This is a genomic window from Rhodococcus ruber NBRC 15591 (assembly GCF_001894945.1).
GTDB lineage: Bacteria > Actinomycetota > Actinomycetes > Mycobacteriales > Mycobacteriaceae > Rhodococcus > Rhodococcus ruber.
Map to the genome: position 1 here is coordinate 118,147 of NZ_BCXE01000010.1, position 16,675 is coordinate 134,821.

Sequence of the window (16,675 nt, forward strand, 5' to 3'; positions counted from 1 at the left end):
ACCGGATTCTGGTCTATACCAATTGTTCACCGGGCGTTCGCCTGCCGTCCCATTATTGGTCTAGACCATCACTCAGGCTCGGGTCATGCGAATCCTGATCATCGGCGGCGGCATCCTGGGCACCGCCCACGCCGACGCCGCCGTCCGCCGCGGACACGACGTCGTCCACCTCGAACGCGAGCCGGAAGCCCGGGGCGCCACCGTCCGCAACTTCGGCCTCGTGTGGGTCTCCGGGCGCACCGAGGACGAACTGGCCGCCACCCTGCGCTCCCGCGAGCTGTGGGCCGACCTCGGCGCCCGCGTCCCCGGCATCGGTTTCCGGGAGAACGGTTCGATCACCCTTCTCCGCAGCGACGCCGAGGTGGCCGTCGCCCGGGCGGCCGCCGACCGCGCCGACGCCCGCGACCGGGGTTTCACCCTGCTCGAGGCCGAAGCGATCCGCCGGCTCAACCCCGCCCTCCGGGGCAAGTTCGCCGCCGGCCTGCACTGCAGCACCGACGCCGCCGTCGAATCCCGCGTCGCTCTGCCCGCGATCCGGTGGCACCTCGCCACCTCCGGGCGGTACCGCTTCCGGCCGGAGACCGAGGCCCGCAGCGTGACCCGCACCGCCCACGGCACGGTGCAGGTGCGCGACGACCACGGCACCGTCCACGAGACCGACCTCGTGCTCGTGTGCCCCGGGGCGACCCTGTCCGGTCTCGCCCGCGAACTCGGCGGCGACCTGCCCCTGCGCCGCGTGCGTCTGCAGATGATGCAGACCGCACCGCTCGGCGAAAAGCTCACCACGTCCGTCGCCGACGGCGACAGCCTGCGCTACTACCCGGGATTCGCCGGGGCCGCGCTGGACGAGCTGAAGGCGCGCGAACCGCAGGCGCTCACCGCCGAGCAGCACCGCATGCAGTTGCTGTGCGTGCAGCGCCTCGACGGCGGGCTCACCCTCGGCGACACGCACGAGTACGACGAACCGTTCGCGTTCGACGTCGACGAGGCCCCGTACGAGCACCTCGTCACCGTCACCGAGGAGCTGCTCGGACGCCGGCTCCCGCCCGTGGTGCGCCGGTGGGCCGGGGTCTACAGCCAGTGCCTCGATCCCACCGAACTCGTCCACCGTGCCCGCGTCGACGACGACGTCTGGATCATCGCCGGACCGGGCGGCCGCGGCATGACCCTCGGCCCCTACCTCGGTGAGTGCACCGCCGACCTCCTGAGTCTCTGAACATCCTCTCTCGCAACCATTCCGGAGTACCGATGACTGTCATCCGACTGGCCGTGCTCGACATGGCCGGCACCACCGTCGCCGACGGTGGCCTCGTCCTGCGCGCCTTCGACGCGGCCGCCACCGGCGTCGGACTGCCCACCGACGGACCCGAACGCGACGCCGCCCGGCGCTACGTACTCGACACGATGGGCCGGTCCAAGATCGTCGTCTTCCGGTCCCTGTTCGGCTCCGAGGAGCGCGCCCGCGCCGCCAACGCCGCCTTCGAACGTGCCTACGACGACTTCGTCGACGCCGGCGAGGTCGAGCCGATCCCCGGAGCCGCGGACGCGATCACCCGGCTGCGCGACGCCGGGCTCGTCGTGGCGCTCACCACCGGCTTCAGCCGCGCCACCCAGGACCGGCTGCTTTCGGCGCTCGGCTGGCAGGACCTCGCCGACCTCACCCTCGCACCGTCCGACGCCGGTCGCGGCCGGCCGTACCCCGACCTGGTGCTCACCGCGCTGCTGCGCGCCGAGATCGACGACGTGCGCGAGGTCGCCGTGGTCGGCGACACCGTGGGCGACATTCTCTCCGGGCGCCGCGCCGGCGCCTCCGTCGTCGTCGGCACCCGCACCGGCGCCCACGACGAACAGACGCTGCGCGACGCCGGGGCCACCCACATCGTCGGTTCCGTCGCCGACCTGCCCGATCTGCTCCTGCAGTCCTGACCGACACCTCCGACCCCGAGGACTCCCGACATGCACCCGTACTTCTCCCGCCGCACGGTCGCCGCGACCGCGCTCGCGACCGGCCTCGCTCTCACCCTCACCGCCTGCGGCGGCTCCGATCCCGACGCCGTCAATGCTCAGGGCTTCCCCGAGAAGCTCACCCTGGCCGCGATTCCCGCGGAGAACTCGGCGGATCTGCAGGCCAGTTACGATCCGCTCCTCGCGCTCCTCGAGCGCGAGACCGGCGCCGAGGTCGAGTTCGTGCAGGCCTCCGACTACGCCGGCGTGGTCGAGGGCATCATCGCCGACAACGTCGACCTCGCCTTCTTCGGTCCGTTCGCCTACGTCGTGGCCGGCGTCAACGGCGCCGCCGTCAGCCCGCTCGGCGCCGTCGTCCAGGAACCCGGCGGAGAGCCGGGTTACCGGTCCTACGGCCTCACCCGCTCCGACAACACCGAGATCGACGGCATCGACGACTTCGCCGGCAAGGACGTGTGCTTCGTGGATCCGGGCTCCACGTCCGGATTCCTGTACCCCTCCGCGGGACTCATCGAGGCCGGCGTCGTCGAATCCGGCACCGAGCAGGCCGTCGCCGCCGGTGTGAACCCGGTCTACGCGGGCGGCCACGACGCGTCGGCCCTCGCGATCGCCGCCGGCGACTGCGATGCGGGCTTCGCCTTCGACACCATGGTCGACGAGACCATGATCGCCAGCGGTGACCTGGAGGAAGGCGAACTGAAGAAGGTCTGGGAGTCCGAGACGATCGCCGGCTCGCTGTTCGTGGCGAGCAACTCGCTCGGTGCCGACGTCGTCGACCGGCTCCGCGCGATCTTCGTCGACAAGGCCAACGCCGATCACATGCGCGGCGCGGGACTGTGCGAGGGCGAGTGCCGTATCACCGACGAACGGGCATGGGGCGTCGTCCCCGCGACCGACGCCGACTACGAGGGCGTGCGCGAGGTGTGCGCCCTGACCGAATCCGACAAGTGCAAGGGCTGAATTGAACAGCGATCACACCGTCGTGGGCGACGACGCCCCGACCGTCGCGGGCGACGACGTCGTCGTCTCCGCCCGTCGCGTCACGAAGAAGTTCGGCGGCACCGTGGCTCTCGACGGTGTCGACCTCGCCGTGCACCGCAGCGAACTCGTCGTGCTGCTGGGCCTGTCCGGCTCCGGCAAGTCGACGCTGCTGCGCTGCCTCAACGGCCTGCACAGCGTCACCGACGGGGCCGTGGAGGTGGCCGGCACCCGCGTCGATCTGGCGTCGCGCGCCGAGCTACGCAACCTGCGCCGGGACGTGGGGTTCGTCTTCCAGCACTTCAACCTCGTCGGCCGGCTCAGCTGCCTCGAGAACGTCCTCGTCGGCGGACTCGGACGGCTGCGCGTTCCCCGCTACGGCGCCGCGACGTACCCGAGGCGGATGCGCACCGAGGCCCTCGCCCATCTCGACCGCGTCGGGTTGGCCGACCTCGCGGACCGTCGCGCCGACACCCTCTCCGGTGGGCAGCAGCAGCGAGTCGCGATCGCGCGGACGCTGATGCAGCGCCCCACCGTCCTGCTCGCCGACGAACCGGTCGCGTCCCTCGACCCCGAGAACGCCGGGGTGGTGATGGACCTGCTCTTCCGGGTGTGCATGGAGGACACGCTCACCGTCGTGTGCACCCTGCACCAGGTGGACCTTGCGCTGGGCTGGGCCCATCGGATCGTCGGCCTGCGCGGCGGGCGGAAGGTGCTCGACCGGCCCGCCGTGGAACTGAGCCGGGCCGACGCCATGGACATCTATCGACGGGTCGACCCGGCCGCCCAGCCGGCCTCGGCGCCGACGGGACCGTCGTGAGCACCGCCCTCGCGCCCGCGCCGCCCGACCGCGTCGGGCGGCACCTGCCGGGGTCGGCCGTCCGCCGCCGGCGTCTGCTGGGGACGTGCGGGGCTGTCGCGTTCCTCGCCGTCCTGGCCTCCGCCCGCTACATCGACTTCGCCCCCGCGGCGCTGCTCGACGGGCTCGACGACGTCGCCGGCCTGCTCGGCCGCATGCTGCCCCCCACCCTTGACGATCCGGGCCGGATCTGGAAGCTCGCCCTCGACACCCTGCTGATGGCGGTGCTCGGCACGGTGCTCGCGACCGTCGCGTCGGTGCCGCTGGCCTTCCTGGCCGCCCGCAACACCACCCCGCACCCCGCCGTGTACACGGTGGCGCGCGCGGTGATCACCTTCTGCCGGGCGGTGCCGGACCTGCTGTTCGCGGTGCTGTTCGTCCGCGCCCTCGGGATCGGCGTCCTACCCGGCGTGCTCGCGCTCGCCCTGCACTCCATCGGCATGCTCGGCAAGCTGTTCGCCGACGCCGTCGAGCAGACCGAGCCCGGGCCCCGGGAGGCGGTCCGCAGCACGGGGGCCGGGTACGTCCGCGAGATGATCAATGCCGTGTTGCCCCAGGTGGTTCCCGCCTGGCTGGGGACGTTCGTCTACCGCATCGACATCAACCTGCGTACCTCCGTCGTGCTCGGATTCGTCGGCGCCGGCGGCATCGGGTTCGCGCTCCAGGACGCCCTGCGCGGTCTGGTGTATCCGCGGGCGCTGGGCATCGTGTGCGTGATCCTCGCGATCATCGCCGCGATGGAGGTGCTCGCGGTCCTCGTCCGGCGGACCCTGCTGGCACCCACCGATCCGGATCCGCGCCGCGAGAAGGCCGCGCGACTCATCTTCTCCGGCGCGGTCGCCGCCGCCACCGTCGGTGCGCTGATCAGCCTGCGTATCGACCCGCGCGCGCTGCTCACGTGGATCGGCCCCTCGCTCGAGGTGTTCACCCGTCTGCTCCCGCCGGACTTCACCGCGGTCGGCGGCAAGCTGGTCGACGCCGTGCTCCAAACCCTCGCGATCGGTGCGGTCGCCACGGCCGCCGGCATCGTGCTCTCGCTGCCGTTCGGGATACTCGCCGCCCGCAACGTGTCCCCGCATCCGGCCGTGTACTGGTCGGCGCGCTCGGTGATCCTGTTCGTCCGCGCGGTGCCCGAACTGATCCTCGCGGTGATCTTCGTCGCCGCGATCGGACTCGGCCCCGTCGCCGGGGCGTGCGCGCTCGCTCTCGGATCCGTGGGATTCCTCGGCAAGCTCGTGGCGGACGCCGTCGAGGAGATCGACCCCGGTCCCGTCGAGGCGGCGCGGGCCGTGGGCTGCGGTTGGTGGAAGACGTTGTTCGCGGCGGTGATTCCGCAGGCGGTGCCGTCCGTGATCGGCTCGAGCCTCTACCTGCTCGACGTCAACATCCGCACCTCGACGGTGCTCGGCATCGTCGGCGCCGGCGGCGTCGGCTTCCTGCTCTTCGAGGCGATCCGGACCCTGAACTTCGAGTTCGCCGGAGCGATCGTGCTCGTCGTGTTCGCCGTCGTCTACCTGATCGAAAGGGTGTCGGGATGGATCCGGTCGCTGGTGGTCTGACGCGCGCGGCCGTGTGGACGGGCACCGGCGTCGACGTGCGCGACGTGCCCGTCCCGCGCCTCGGTGACCGGGAACTGCTGGTACGGATCCGGCTCGCGACGGTGTGCGGCAGCGACCTGCACACCGTCGCCGGACGACGGGCCGGGCCCCAGCCGTCGGTGCTCGGACACGAGGCCGTCGGCGAGGTCGTCGCGGCCGGACCCGGTGCGGGGACCGTCGTCGGCACGCGGGTCGTGTGGACCGTCACGGCCTCGTGCGGTGCGTGCGACAGGTGCGGGTCCGGCCGGACCGCCAAGTGCCGGACCCTGCGCAAGGTGGGTCACGAACCTTTCGACGGCGCCTGGGGGTTGTCCGGCACCTACGCCCGGCACATCGTGCTGCCGGCCGGAGTGGGCGTGGTCCGGGTGCCGGACACGGTGCCGGACGTCGTCGCGGCCCCGGCGGCATGTGCGACGGCGACGGCGCTCGCCGCAGTCGAGGCGGCCGGTGACGTCGCCGGACGGCGGGTCCTGGTGTGCGGCGCGGGCATGCTCGGGGTCACCGCGACCGCGTTGTGCGCGGAGGCCGGCGCCGATGTGCGCGTCGCCGACCCGGACGCGGAGCGGGTCGCGGTCGCCGAGCGGTTCGGGGGCGTCGGCGACGAAGGCGGCTCCGTCGACGTCGCGCTCGACTTCTCGGGATCCGTCGTCGCGGTGGGGGAGTGCCTGCACCGGCTCGACGTCGGCGGCCGCCTCGTCCTGGCGGGATCCGTGACGCCCGGCCCTTCGGTGCCCGTCGACCCCGAGGCCGTCGTGCGCGGGTGGCTCACCGTCACCGGAGTCCACAACTACGAGCCCGCCCACCTGCGTCGTGCCGTGGCCTTCCTGACCCGCACCGCGGGTACGTACCCGTGGGACGAGCTCGTCGCGGCACCGGTCCGGCTCGACGACGTCGCGCACGCCCTGCGTCGGCCCGCCGCGCCTGCCCTGCGGGCGTCCGTCGTCCCGTGAGGTCAAGTCCCGTGAGCGCGCACTTCTCGTGGCGACACGCCGGGCAGTGGCACGAGAAGTGCGCACTCGGCGGTCAGACCGGAGCGCCCGCCGATCGAAGTCGCGCCCGCACGCGTGCCACGATCGACGCGGGGCGCAGGCGAAGCTGCTCGGAGTTGACGCGGACGACGGACCAGCCCAGCGCCGCGAAGGCCTCGTATCGTTCGATGTCCTTGGTGCGCTGGCGCTCGTCCGTCCAGTGATGGATGCCGTCGTACTCGACGACGGTGCGCCATTGCTTCCAGCCCAGGTCGGCCCAGCCCAGAATGCGTCCGTCCACCCCTACGACCGGGACCTGGGTGCTGGGGCGGGGGAGGCCGCCGCGCACGAGAAGCAGCCGCACCCGCGTTTCCGGAAGCGACTCGGCTCCTGGGTCCACCAGCGCCAGGGCCTCCCGCAACCGCTGCACGCCACGGGCGCCGCTGTGCCGATCGGCCAGTTCGGCGACACACGCAGGATCGGAGCGAGTGGCACGACACAGTGCGTCGAGCTGTTCGACCGCGGCATCCAGGGCGAGGCGACGGCCGAGGTCGAACGCGGTGCGAGCCGGTGACGTCACTCGCATGTCTGCCAACTCGCACACCTCGTCGTCGGGGAGCGTCCCGGCGTGCACGACGACCCCTGCGGTGCCCCGGCGGCTACCGCGCCGGATCAGCTCCGCGGGCGCGGTCGCATCGATCCACCGGCTGCCGAACAGGGCCGCAGCCGAGTAGCCGGCCAGCACTCCGTCGCCCCCTGCCCAGAGCCATGCCGCTCGCGCGCGGCCGCTCGGTGTGACGGCCGCGTCCCGGTGGATGTACACATTCCGATGGACGCGCCGGAATCGCCGGAGCTGATGCGGCGTCAGAATGCCCGCCTGGACGGCGTGCGTCCCCAGGAACGGTTCGTCGAATTCCCCCATGATCGCCGAGAATGCCCGGTGGCCGTACCGGAGGGAACCGAGGTCACGGGGGCCTGTGGACAACTCGCGCGAGTGTGCACTTCTCGTGGCGACACGCCGGGCAGTGGCACGAGAACTGCGCACTCGACGGTCCACGAATGCGGCGAGGGCCGCGCGGGCACGTGCCCGCGCGGCCCTCGCCGCGAGTGGAGCTCTACTTGCTGGTGGTGGTGAAGGGCAGCAGGGCCATCTCGCGGGCGTTCTTCACCGCGGTGGCCACCTGACGCTGCTGCTGCGGGGTCAGGCCGGTCACGCGACGGCTGCGGATCTTGCCGCGATCGGAGATGAACGTGCGGAGCAGGTTCACGTCCTTGTAGTCGACGTACTCGATCTTCGCCGCGAACAGCGGGTTCTTCTTGGGCTTGCGGCCTTCCACGGCACGCGACTTCTTCGACGGGCCCCTCTTGACTGCCATGACTCGCTCCTCACCAGCTCGACTTGTGGACGCCGGGCAGCTCGCCGCGGTGCGCGAGCTCCCTCACGCGCACGCGTGAGAGCCCGAACTTCCGCAGGTGGCCGCGCGGACGTCCATCCGCAGCGTCTCGATTGCGCAATCGTACCGGACTGGCGTCGCGCGGCAGACGCTGCAGGGCGGTCTGTGCGGCGAGGCGCTGCGCGTCGGTGCTCGACGGTCGCCGCACGATCTCCTTCAGCTCCGCGCGACGTTCGGCGTAGCGGGCGACGACGAGCGCCCGCTGCTCGTTGCGTGCGATCTTCGACTTCTTGGCCATGACCTACTTCTCCTCGCGGAAGTCGATGTGGCGGCGCAGCACGGGATCGTACTTGCGCAGGACGAGCCGGTCGGGATCGTTGCGCCGGTTCTTGCGGGTGACGTACGTGTAGCCGGTGCCGCCGGTGGAGCGGAGCTTGACGATGGGCCGGATCTCGTTGCGGGCCATCAGAGCTTCACTCCCCGGGCGCGGAGACGGGCGACGACGGCCTCGATGCCGTCGCGGTCGACGGTCTTGATGCCCTTCGCGGAGAGCGTCAGGGTGACGCGGCGTCCCTCGGACGGCAGGTAGTAGGTCTTGCGCTGGATGTTCGGGTCCCAGCGCCGGTTGGTGCGGACGTGGGAATGGGAGACGGATTTCCCGAAGCCGGGCTTGCGTCCGGTCACCTGGCAGTGCGCCGACACGGCGGGCTCCCTTCTGTCGGCGCCCCGTGGGCGTAACGACAATCGTTTTCGACAAATGGCCCGAGCGACTGTACGCTCTCGGCGAGCTAATGACAATCGTTATCGAAAGGGGCTCCGGTGGACACCAGAACGCCGCTGATCGTCGTCTCCGGCCGGCGCGGACCCACCGAACGGACCGCGCGGGCCCTGCTGCGTCCGGGGACCGTCGTGGTGCATCACGACCTCGTCCACGTCGGTGAGGGCGTCGTGCGCCGCACCCTCACCACCGAGCACGATCACCGCCTCGACGTGCTCGAACTGGCCCACGGCTGCGTCTCCTGCACCCTCCGCGAGGATCTGCTCCCGCTGCTGCGCCGCCTGCATGCCCGCAGCAACGTCGACCGCATCGTCCTGCTGCTCGACCCGCTGCTCGAACCCGAGGCGTTGTGCTGGGCCGTCGAGCACGTCGTCGTCTCCGGCATCGTCGGGCAGATCGACGGACCCGCCGCCCACGACGTGCGGATCGAGGCCACCGTCACCTGCATCGACGCCGCCACCTGGCTCGCCGACGCCACCGGCGACGAGGAACTCGACGACGACCGCACCGTCGCCCAGGTCGTCGTGGGCCAGGTCGAATTCGCCGACGCTCTCGTCGTCCGGCCCGGCGCCGACGGCTGGCACCAGGCGAAGCTGCATGCGGTGCTCGCCCGGCTCGCGCCCGACGCCCCCGTCGCGTGGGGTGAGGACGTCGACGTCGAACACCTGCTCCGGCAGATCCCCGCCGGGGCGCGGCGCGGGACGGTCTCCGACGCCCACTCGCCGCTGCTGCGCGGCCAGCCACCGCTCGGCGAGGACTGCGGCGTGCGGCTGCTCGAGTTCGGTGCCCGCCGGCCCTTCCACCCGCAGCGCCTGCACGAGGCGATCGACGTCCTCCTCGACGGCGTCGTCCGGGCTCGCGGGCGGGCCTGGGTCGCGACACAACCGGACACCGCGCTGCTGATCGAGTCCGCCGGGGAAGGGCTGCGCGTCGCCCACGCCGGACCGTGGCTCGCCGCGATGACTCCCGAGCAGCAGCAACGAGTCTCCGGCGAACGGCGCGTCATGGCGGCGCTGCGCTGGGACGACACCTACGGAGACCGCGACACCTCGATGGTGATCCTCACCCACGACGCCGACCCCGACGAGATCCGTCGCGCCCTGGAGTGGGCGCTGCTCACCGACGAGGAGTTCGCCGACCCGGCGGCCTGGCCGACATGGGACGACCCGTTCGGCGACTACCACGAAGACCCGTGCGACGACCTCCCGGCACCCACAGCCGACGCCGCACCGACAGAAGGAGAAGGACGAGCATGAAGCCCGGCATCCACCCCGACTACCACCCCGTGGTGTTCCAGGACGCGAACACCGGATCGACGTTCCTCACCCGCTCCACCGTCACCTCCGACCGCACGGTCGAATGGTCCGACGGCAACACCTACCCGCTGATCGTCGTGGACGTCACCAGCGAGTCCCACCCCTTCTGGACGGGAACTGCCCGGGTGCTCGACGCCGCGGGCCGCGTCGAGAAGTTCGAACGCAAGTACGGCAAGCGCCGCCGTCCCTGACCGACCCACCCGAGGAGAACCACGATGGCAGTACCCAAGCGCCGGATGTCCCGGTCCAACACCCGCAGCCGACGCTCGCAGTGGAACGCGCAGGCCCCGGCCCTGGTGCCGGTCACCGTCGCCGGTGTCACCCACCACGTGCCGCGACGGCTCGTCAAGGCCGTGCGGCTCGGAGTGATCGACCCCAACGAGGTGTGACGGCCGGCGAGGGGATCGCAACCCCCCGCGATTCCCTCGCCGGACACGCCGCCCTCCTCTCAGACACCTCTCAGCGGTCGGGTCCACACTGGAAGCCATGCGCATTCTGGTGGTCGACGACGACCGGGCGGTGCGGGAGTCCCTGCGCCGATCACTGAGCTTCAACGGATACAGCGTCGAGCTCGCCACGGACGGGCAGGACGCCCTCGAACACGTCGCGGCCGAACGGCCCGACGCGATGGTCCTCGACGTGATGATGCCGCGGGTCGACGGCCTCGAGGTGTGCCGCCGACTGCGCAGCACCGGCGACGACCTCCCCATCCTCGTGCTCACCGCCCGGGATTCCGTCTCCGAGCGCGTCGCGGGCCTGGACGCCGGCGCCGACGACTACCTGCCCAAGCCGTTCGCGCTCGAGGAACTGCTCGCCCGGCTGCGCGCGCTGCTCCGTCGCGCCTCACCCGACCCGGCCGAGTCGGAGGAGACGCTGCGGTTCGCGGACCTGACCCTGAACCCGTCCACCCGGGAGGTCACCCGCGGTGCCCGGTCGATCAGTCTCACCCGCACCGAGTTCGCCCTCATGGAAATGCTCATGGCGAACCCCCGCCGCGTCCTGAGCCGCAGCCGGATCCTCGAGGAGGTGTGGGGCTACGACTTTCCCACCTCGGGCAACGCCCTCGAGGTCTACGTGGGGTACCTGCGCCGCAAGACCGAAGCCGAGGGTGAGCCGCGCCTGATCCACACGGTGCGCGGCGTCGGCTACGTCCTGCGGGAAACCCCGCCGTGACCCGACTCGAAGGCACCGACCCGGATTCCGGGCGCCCGATGCGGCCCCCGCTGCTGCTGACCCGGTCGGTGCCGCTGCGCCGTCGTGTCACGCTGCTGGCGGCCGGCGCCGTGGCGATCGCCGTCGCGGTCACCTCCATCGCGGCGTATGCGGTGGTCGCGCGCGCTCTCTACGCCGACGTCGACAAGCAGTTGCGGGCGCGAGCCGCCGCGCTCGTCGAGAGCAGCACCCTCATCACCTACGACCCCCGCTACATCGGTGGCGCCCAGCTCTACAGCTCCGACATCAGCGTGGCGCTCGTCTATCCCGACCTGGGGCAGTACGTGCCGCCCGGATCCTCCGTCCCGATCGGCAGCGCCGAGTTCGCCGTCGCGAAGGGCGAACGGGAGTCGTCGCTGCGCACCGTCGGTCATCAGCGGGTGCTCGCGCAGCGCATCCCCGACGGCAGCACCATCGTCATCTCGCAGCGACTGCAGCCCACCGCGGACATCCTGAAACGGCTCGCGAGCGTGCTGTTCGTCGTCGGCGGGTGCGGGGTGGTGCTCGCCGCGGCCGCCGGTGCGACGGTCGGACGCACTGGTCTGCGCCCCGTCGCGCGTCTCACCGCGGCGGCCGAGCGGGTCGCCCGCACCGACGACCTGCGGCCGATCCGCGTGACCGGGCACGACGAGCTGGCCCGCCTCACCGAGAGCTTCAACACGATGCTGCGCGCGCTCGCCGAGTCGCGGGAGCGGCAGAGCCGGCTCGTCGCCGATGCCGGCCACGAGCTGCGCACCCCGCTGACGTCGTTGCGCACGAACATGGAACTGCTCATCGCGGCGAGCCGGCCGGACGCCCCGAACCTGCCCGAGGAGGACATGGCGGAACTGCGCGCCGACGTCGTGGCGCAGATAGAGGAGCTGTCCACCCTGGTGGGGGACCTCGTCGACCTCGCCCGCGAGGACGCACCCGAGACGGTGTTCGAGCCGGTCGACATCTCCGACGTCGTCGAGCGCAGCCTCGAACGGGCCCGGCGGCGCCGCTCCGACCTCGACTTCACGGCCCACACGGAACCGTGGTTCGTCTACGGCGACCAGGCCGCGCTCTCGCGGGCGGTGCTCAACGTCCTCGACAACGCCGCCAAATGGAGTCCCGCCGACGCCGAGGTGCTCGTGTCGATGCGCCAGCTCGGGCCCGGCCTGATGGAACTGACCGTCGACGACGCCGGCCCCGGCATCCCGGAGGAGGACCGCGAGCTGGTGTTCGAGCGGTTCTACCGTTCGACCGCGTCGCGGTCGATGCCCGGATCCGGCCTGGGCCTCGCGATCGTGCGGCAGGTCGTGATGAAGCACGGCGGCACCATCGCGGTCGACGCCTCGTCGCGCGGGGGCGCCCTCGTCCGGATCGTGCTGCCCGGCGCGCCGCACCTCGAACACCCGGCGGATTGACAGGAAAATCGGCGTCGGGTCTAAGCGGACTCTCAGCCGCCGCGGGCATGCTGGAAGCCGACGAGCCACCGACCCGGCGGCCGTGTACACGAAAGCGATGAGATGAGCGAGGACCCCACCCAGGGTGGCGGCCACCGAGAGCCCCACCAGCCGATACCGCCCCAGCCGAATCCCTACCAAGCCCCCTCCGGTCCGGGGTACGGGCACACCGCGCCGTTCGGCGCCCCGCCCCAGCCCGCGCCGGGACCCCAGGGCGCACCGCGGTCCGCGCGGGGCCTGCTCGCCCTCGGCGCCGTCGCGCTGGCACTGGTCAGCGGCGGCATCGGCGGCGCGGTCGGCGCGTGGACCACGCAACAGTCGACCGGCGGTGCGTCCGTCACCAATGCTCTCGACGCGCCGAGGCCGTCCACGACGACGGTCGCCGCCGCGCCCGCGGGGTCGGTGCAGGCCGTCGCGCAGAAGGTCGTGCCGAGCGTCGTGCGCATCGAGGTGGTCGGCCGCACGGCACAGGGCGAGGGCTCGGGGGTGATCCTGTCCTCCGACGGCCTGATCCTCACCAACAACCACGTCGTCGCCGGCGGCGGCGCCGGCGCGCAGCTCACCGCATACTTCTCCGACGGAAGTTCCGCTCCGGCGACCGTCGTGGGGACCGATCCGATCTCCGACATCGCCGTGATCCGGGCCGAGGGCCGCACCGACCTCACGCCGATCGAGCTCGGCGATTCCGCCGCCGTGCAGGTGGGCCAGCAGGTCGTCGCGGTCGGCTCACCGCTCGGGCTCGAGAGCACGGTGACCACGGGGATCGTCTCGGCCCTCGACCGGCCGGTGTCGACCAGCGGGGAGACCGGGAACCAGAACACCGTCATCGACGCGCTGCAGACCGACGCCGCGATCAACCCCGGCAACTCCGGTGGCGCGCTCGTGGACATGGACGGCCGGCTGATCGGCGTCAACACGGCGATCGCCACCGCCGGTGGACAGTCCGGATCCATTGGTCTCGGCTTCGCCATCCCGGTCGATCAGGCCCGTCGCATCGCCGACCAGCTCGTCGACACCGGGAAGGCCACCCACGCCATCATCGGCGTGCAGGTGCCGTCGCAGAGCGACGTGCGTGGCGCCCGGGTCATGGAGGTCACCGCGGGCGGACCGGCGGAACGGGCCGGAATTCCGAGTGGCGTGGTCATCACCAAGGTCGACGACCGGCTCGTCACGGACGGGGACTCCCTGATCGCGGCCGTGCGCTCGTACGCGCCCGGCGATACCGTCCGCATCACCTACACCGACGCTCAGGGTGGCGGCGAGAAGACCGTCGAGGTGCAGCTCGCGGAGGCGGAGGCGGGTGGCCGATGAGAGCAGAATCGACCGCCGGGTTCATTCTCGGACATACAGCTCGTTCGACGGACAGGGGAACTACGGTGGGCATCATGGAATTCGAAACCCCCAGGACCGGACGAGCCCTCGTGGTGATCGTGGACGACCGGGTAGCGCACGGCGACAACCCGGACTCCGCCGGACCGCTGGTGACCGAACTGCTCGCCGAGGCGGGGTTCGCCGTCGACGGTGTCGTCACCGTGTCGGCCGACGAGGTGGAGATCCGCAACGCCCTCAACACCGCCGTCATCGGCGGTGTGGACCTGGTGATCTCCGTCGGTGGGACCGGGGTGTCGCCGCGCGACGTGACGCCGGACGCCACGTCCGACGTGCTCGACCGGGAGCTCCAGGGGATCGGCGAGGCGTTGCGCTCCTCGGGTTTCTCCGCCGGCGCGATGGATGCCGGCCTGTCCCGCGGTCTGGTCGGGCTGTCGGGGTCCACGCTGGTCGCCAACCTGGCGTCGTCGCGCGCCGCGATCCGCGACGGCATGGCCACACTGTTGCCGCTCGCCTCGCACGTGATCGAGGAACTGTCGCGAGTGGAGGGATAGCCATCACAGGCACGGACGAGAGTGCTGCCGGTGCGTCGCCGGACGACGCACCGCAGCGCGGCGACGCCGGCCGGGCCCGGATCGACCGGGCCCGGCTCCGCCGCGTCTTCGGTGACGTGCTCCCCGAGACGACTCGCGACGAGCGCTCGCCGGGCGACGAGTCGTCCGACTCGGACGAGTGGCTGCGACGGCAGGTCCCGCCCCACCACGGCAGTGTGTGATCTACCCCACTTACAGTTGTTTCCCGAGGGGCGGTCGTTCATTTCTCGGCCGACCGTTCGAAATCTCTTCGTAACCCTTCCGCTCGGCGTTTCACCTTGATCATCGGCACCCTTTCAGGTGAGGTCGATCACCGTCGCACCGGGCGGATGCACCGCATCACACCCCGGTTTGCGGGTGTCACCTGTGGGTATGCACGAATGCGGATAAGCCGGACCTAAGATTTGACATCGCGCGGCCTCTGTGTGCCGCCGTGGGTGCTGGTCACCCGTTGTTTCACTGGGCCGAAACATTTCCGTCCCGGCGGGGCTCTGCGCGCCGACGTAGCCGTTGCTGGGGTTCGAGGTCACGGTCTAGTCTCTGTCGTGGTTCGCTGAGGTCAAGATCAACGGCACACGTCGCGGTCTTCATCACGAATCGGAAACGCAACCGTGCGGATGACGCACACGTCGCACCGGCGGGCGGGTGCCCGCCGGTGTTCATGGTGTGGCATGCCTCGCGGGCGACAGGGCAGTTGTCGGACGCGTGTGCGTGACCCGGCACGCAGAGAATGGATGAGGCATTCATGAAGATGCAGACGCGACGCGGTGTGAAGGCCGCCCGCAACGTCACGGTGGCCGCCGCCGCCGTGTTCGGCCTGGTTCTGGGATCGACCGGGACCGCCGGCGCTGTGGTCGACGACCAGAACCGGATCGTGTCGGACGGTCACGAGGTCGTCGTGACCCAGGAGGACACCTTCATCCAGGGTGTCCCCCCGATCGGCGGTAGCCCGCTCAGCCGTGAGTGGTTCCACAACGGTCGTGGCATCGCCAACATCGTCGGCCCCGACGCCGCGGACTTCGAGGGCTCGACGTTCCAGTTCGGCTACCAGTTCGCGTGGTCGGCCGCGGTCGACGGCTCGATCGGCATCGCGTGGTCGAGCCCGCAGGCTGAGCTCGAGGTCGCGGCATCGCCCGGCAAGGTGTACGTGCCCGTTACGGAACCGGATCCGAACAACCCGGATCAGACTCGACCGGTGCTGATCGACGATCCGAACTCGGACAACCCGGACGACAAGATCCCGGCGTACACCATCGATCCGAACGCTAGTGCGGTCGACGTCGAGAACACCCTCACCGTCGACAGCATCCTGCCCCAGTTCACTGCCGGCATCGAGCTGACCCCGGCCCCGGGCATCGAGGAGCTCGTCGTCGCCGAGGGTGAGTTCGACGGCGATTACAAGCACGTGCAGTTCGCCAACGTGCACGGCGCCGCGACCGGCGTCATCGGCGCGGTCTCGGTCCGCCCCTTCGTCCGCGTGATCACCGCGAACGGCGACAACGTCACCACCTACGGCAAGGTCTGGACGATCTAGTCCTGCTCCGCCTCACCCCGCAGTAATCCCCACCAAGAAATACGGAGAAATCATGGGAATCAAGTCGCGTGGCTTCAAGGCCGCACGTAACGCCGCGGTGTCCGGTGCCGCCGTCCTGGGCCTGGTCCTCGGTGCGACCGGCTCCGCGCAGGCTGCGGTCGACGATCAGAACCGGATCGTCTCGGACGGCCTCGAGGTCGTCGTGACCCAGGAGGATACCCACATCCACGGCGTGCCGGCCCTGGGTGGCAGCCCCTTCAACCGTGAGTGGTTCCACAACGGCCGCGGCACCGCGAACCTGATCGGCGCGGACGCCGCCGACGCCGAGGGCACCACGTTCCAGTTCGGCTACCAGTTCGCGTGGGCCGGCAGCATCGACGGAGCCATCGGCGTCACCTACTCCACCCCGGGCCTGGAGCTGGAGCTCTCGGCTTCGGACGGTGCGACCGCCACCGTGACCGACATCCTCCCGCAGGCCTACGCCGAGCTCGAGCTGACCCCGGCTCCGGGCATCGAGGAGCTCGTCGTCGCCGAGGGCGAGTTCGACGGTGATTTCAAGACCGTCCAGTTCTCCAACGTCCACGGCACCGCCTCCGGCGTCATCGGCGCCGTCCAGGTCCGTCCGTTCGTCCGCGCCATCACCGCGAACGGCGACAACGTGACCACCTACGGCAAGCCCTGGACCGTCTGACACGACGTTCCGGCCACAGGCTGAAACGGGTTG

General features: G+C 71.1%; 20 protein-coding genes. 15 read left to right on the forward strand and 5 right to left on the reverse strand.

Annotation, left to right across the window (positions count from 1 at the left end; all coding sequences use genetic code 11):
- Positions 1 to 85 precede the first annotated feature (85 nt).
- From RR3_RS07240 to RR3_RS07265, 6 genes are read left to right on the forward strand one after another with little or no spacing between them, the layout of a single operon-like run.
- Positions 86 to 1,216, forward strand: coding sequence for a TIGR03364 family FAD-dependent oxidoreductase (locus tag RR3_RS07240; protein ID WP_040274403.1), 1,131 nt, complete (start codon positions 86 to 88; stop codon positions 1,214 to 1,216).
- Positions 1,217 to 1,248: 32 nt separating this feature from the next.
- Positions 1,249 to 1,926, forward strand: coding sequence for a phosphonatase-like hydrolase (locus RR3_RS07245; RefSeq protein ID WP_048771993.1), 678 nt, complete (start codon positions 1,249 to 1,251; stop codon positions 1,924 to 1,926).
- 30 nt (positions 1,927 to 1,956) lie between these two features.
- Positions 1,957 to 2,925: a phosphate/phosphite/phosphonate ABC transporter substrate-binding protein gene (locus RR3_RS07250; protein WP_048771991.1), complete on the forward strand. Its 969-nt coding sequence runs from the start codon at positions 1,957 to 1,959 to the stop codon at positions 2,923 to 2,925.
- Position 2,926: 1 nt separating this feature from the next.
- On the forward strand, positions 2,927 to 3,763 hold the full coding sequence (phnC, locus tag RR3_RS07255) for a phosphonate ABC transporter ATP-binding protein (RefSeq protein WP_017679443.1): 837 nt from the start codon (positions 2,927 to 2,929) through the stop codon (positions 3,761 to 3,763).
- Positions 3,760 to 5,361 carry a phosphonate ABC transporter, permease protein PhnE gene (phnE, locus tag RR3_RS07260; protein ID WP_017679444.1) on the forward strand — a complete coding sequence of 534 codons (1,602 nt, stop codon included), beginning with the start codon at positions 3,760 to 3,762 and terminating at the stop codon, positions 5,359 to 5,361. The genes phnC and phnE overlap by 4 nt, the downstream gene beginning before the upstream one ends.
- Entirely contained in the window at positions 5,337 to 6,350 is a 1,014-nt protein-coding gene (locus RR3_RS07265; RefSeq protein ID WP_040274411.1) for a zinc-binding dehydrogenase, read from the forward strand. Before phnE ends, RR3_RS07265 begins: the two co-directional genes overlap by 25 nt.
- Positions 6,351 to 6,423: 73 nt before the next feature.
- On the opposite strand, the gene RR3_RS07270 is transcribed toward RR3_RS07265, so the two are convergent.
- The 5 genes from RR3_RS07270 to rpmB all read right to left on the reverse strand — a co-directional run bounded on the left by RR3_RS07270 (position 6,424) and on the right by rpmB (position 8,464).
- Positions 6,424 to 7,290 (reverse strand): type IV toxin-antitoxin system AbiEi family antitoxin, encoded by an 867-nt coding sequence (locus RR3_RS07270; RefSeq protein WP_040274417.1) that lies wholly within the window; start codon positions 7,288 to 7,290, stop codon positions 6,424 to 6,426.
- Positions 7,291 to 7,483: 193 nt separating this feature from the next.
- A complete protein-coding gene (gene rpsR / locus RR3_RS07275; protein WP_003937779.1) occupies positions 7,484 to 7,744 on the reverse strand; it encodes a 30S ribosomal protein S18 in 261 nt (86 codons plus the stop codon).
- Between the two features lie 10 nt (positions 7,745 to 7,754).
- Entirely contained in the window at positions 7,755 to 8,060 is a 306-nt protein-coding gene (rpsN, locus tag RR3_RS07280) for a 30S ribosomal protein S14 (RefSeq protein WP_017679447.1), read from the reverse strand.
- A 3-nt stretch (positions 8,061 to 8,063) separates the two neighbouring features.
- Entirely contained in the window at positions 8,064 to 8,228 is a 165-nt protein-coding gene (gene rpmG / locus RR3_RS07285; protein WP_003937781.1) for a 50S ribosomal protein L33, read from the reverse strand.
- Positions 8,228 to 8,464: a 50S ribosomal protein L28 gene (rpmB, locus tag RR3_RS07290; RefSeq protein WP_017679448.1), complete on the reverse strand. Its 237-nt coding sequence runs from the start codon at positions 8,462 to 8,464 to the stop codon at positions 8,228 to 8,230. Before rpmB ends, rpmG begins: the two co-directional genes overlap by 1 nt.
- Positions 8,465 to 8,581: 117 nt before the next feature.
- On the opposite strand from rpmB, the gene mrf reads away from it, so the two are divergent.
- The 9 genes from mrf (at position 8,582) to RR3_RS07335 (ending at position 16,642) form a co-directional block, all read left to right on the forward strand.
- Positions 8,582 to 9,796: a ribosome hibernation factor-recruiting GTPase MRF gene (mrf, locus tag RR3_RS07295; protein ID WP_017679449.1), complete on the forward strand. Its 1,215-nt coding sequence runs from the start codon at positions 8,582 to 8,584 to the stop codon at positions 9,794 to 9,796.
- Positions 9,793 to 10,047 (forward strand): type B 50S ribosomal protein L31, encoded by a 255-nt coding sequence (locus RR3_RS07300; RefSeq protein WP_017679450.1) that lies wholly within the window; start codon positions 9,793 to 9,795, stop codon positions 10,045 to 10,047. The genes mrf and RR3_RS07300 overlap by 4 nt, the downstream gene beginning before the upstream one ends.
- A gap of 24 nt (positions 10,048 to 10,071) precedes the next feature.
- On the forward strand, positions 10,072 to 10,245 hold the full coding sequence (gene rpmF / locus RR3_RS07305) for a 50S ribosomal protein L32 (RefSeq protein ID WP_040274431.1): 174 nt from the start codon (positions 10,072 to 10,074) through the stop codon (positions 10,243 to 10,245).
- A gap of 97 nt (positions 10,246 to 10,342) precedes the next feature.
- Positions 10,343 to 11,029 (forward strand): response regulator transcription factor, encoded by a 687-nt coding sequence (locus tag RR3_RS07310; protein WP_017679452.1) that lies wholly within the window; start codon positions 10,343 to 10,345, stop codon positions 11,027 to 11,029.
- A gap of 38 nt (positions 11,030 to 11,067) precedes the next feature.
- Positions 11,068 to 12,456 (forward strand): HAMP domain-containing sensor histidine kinase, encoded by a 1,389-nt coding sequence (locus tag RR3_RS07315; RefSeq protein ID WP_017679453.1) that lies wholly within the window; start codon positions 11,068 to 11,070, stop codon positions 12,454 to 12,456.
- Between the two features lie 102 nt (positions 12,457 to 12,558).
- Positions 12,559 to 13,806, forward strand: coding sequence for a S1C family serine protease (locus RR3_RS07320; RefSeq protein WP_010593013.1), 1,248 nt, complete (start codon positions 12,559 to 12,561; stop codon positions 13,804 to 13,806).
- 74 nt (positions 13,807 to 13,880) lie between these two features.
- The gene (locus RR3_RS07325; RefSeq protein WP_026137469.1) at positions 13,881 to 14,378 is read left to right on the forward strand and encodes a MogA/MoaB family molybdenum cofactor biosynthesis protein; all 498 of its coding nucleotides are present in this window, start codon (positions 13,881 to 13,883) and stop codon (positions 14,376 to 14,378) included.
- A gap of 784 nt (positions 14,379 to 15,162) precedes the next feature.
- Positions 15,163 to 15,951, forward strand: coding sequence for an MspA family porin (locus RR3_RS07330; protein WP_064065663.1), 789 nt, complete (start codon positions 15,163 to 15,165; stop codon positions 15,949 to 15,951).
- 52 nt (positions 15,952 to 16,003) lie between these two features.
- Positions 16,004 to 16,642 carry an MspA family porin gene (locus tag RR3_RS07335; protein ID WP_064065662.1) on the forward strand — a complete coding sequence of 213 codons (639 nt, stop codon included), beginning with the start codon at positions 16,004 to 16,006 and terminating at the stop codon, positions 16,640 to 16,642.
- Positions 16,643 to 16,675: the final 33 nt, after the last annotated feature.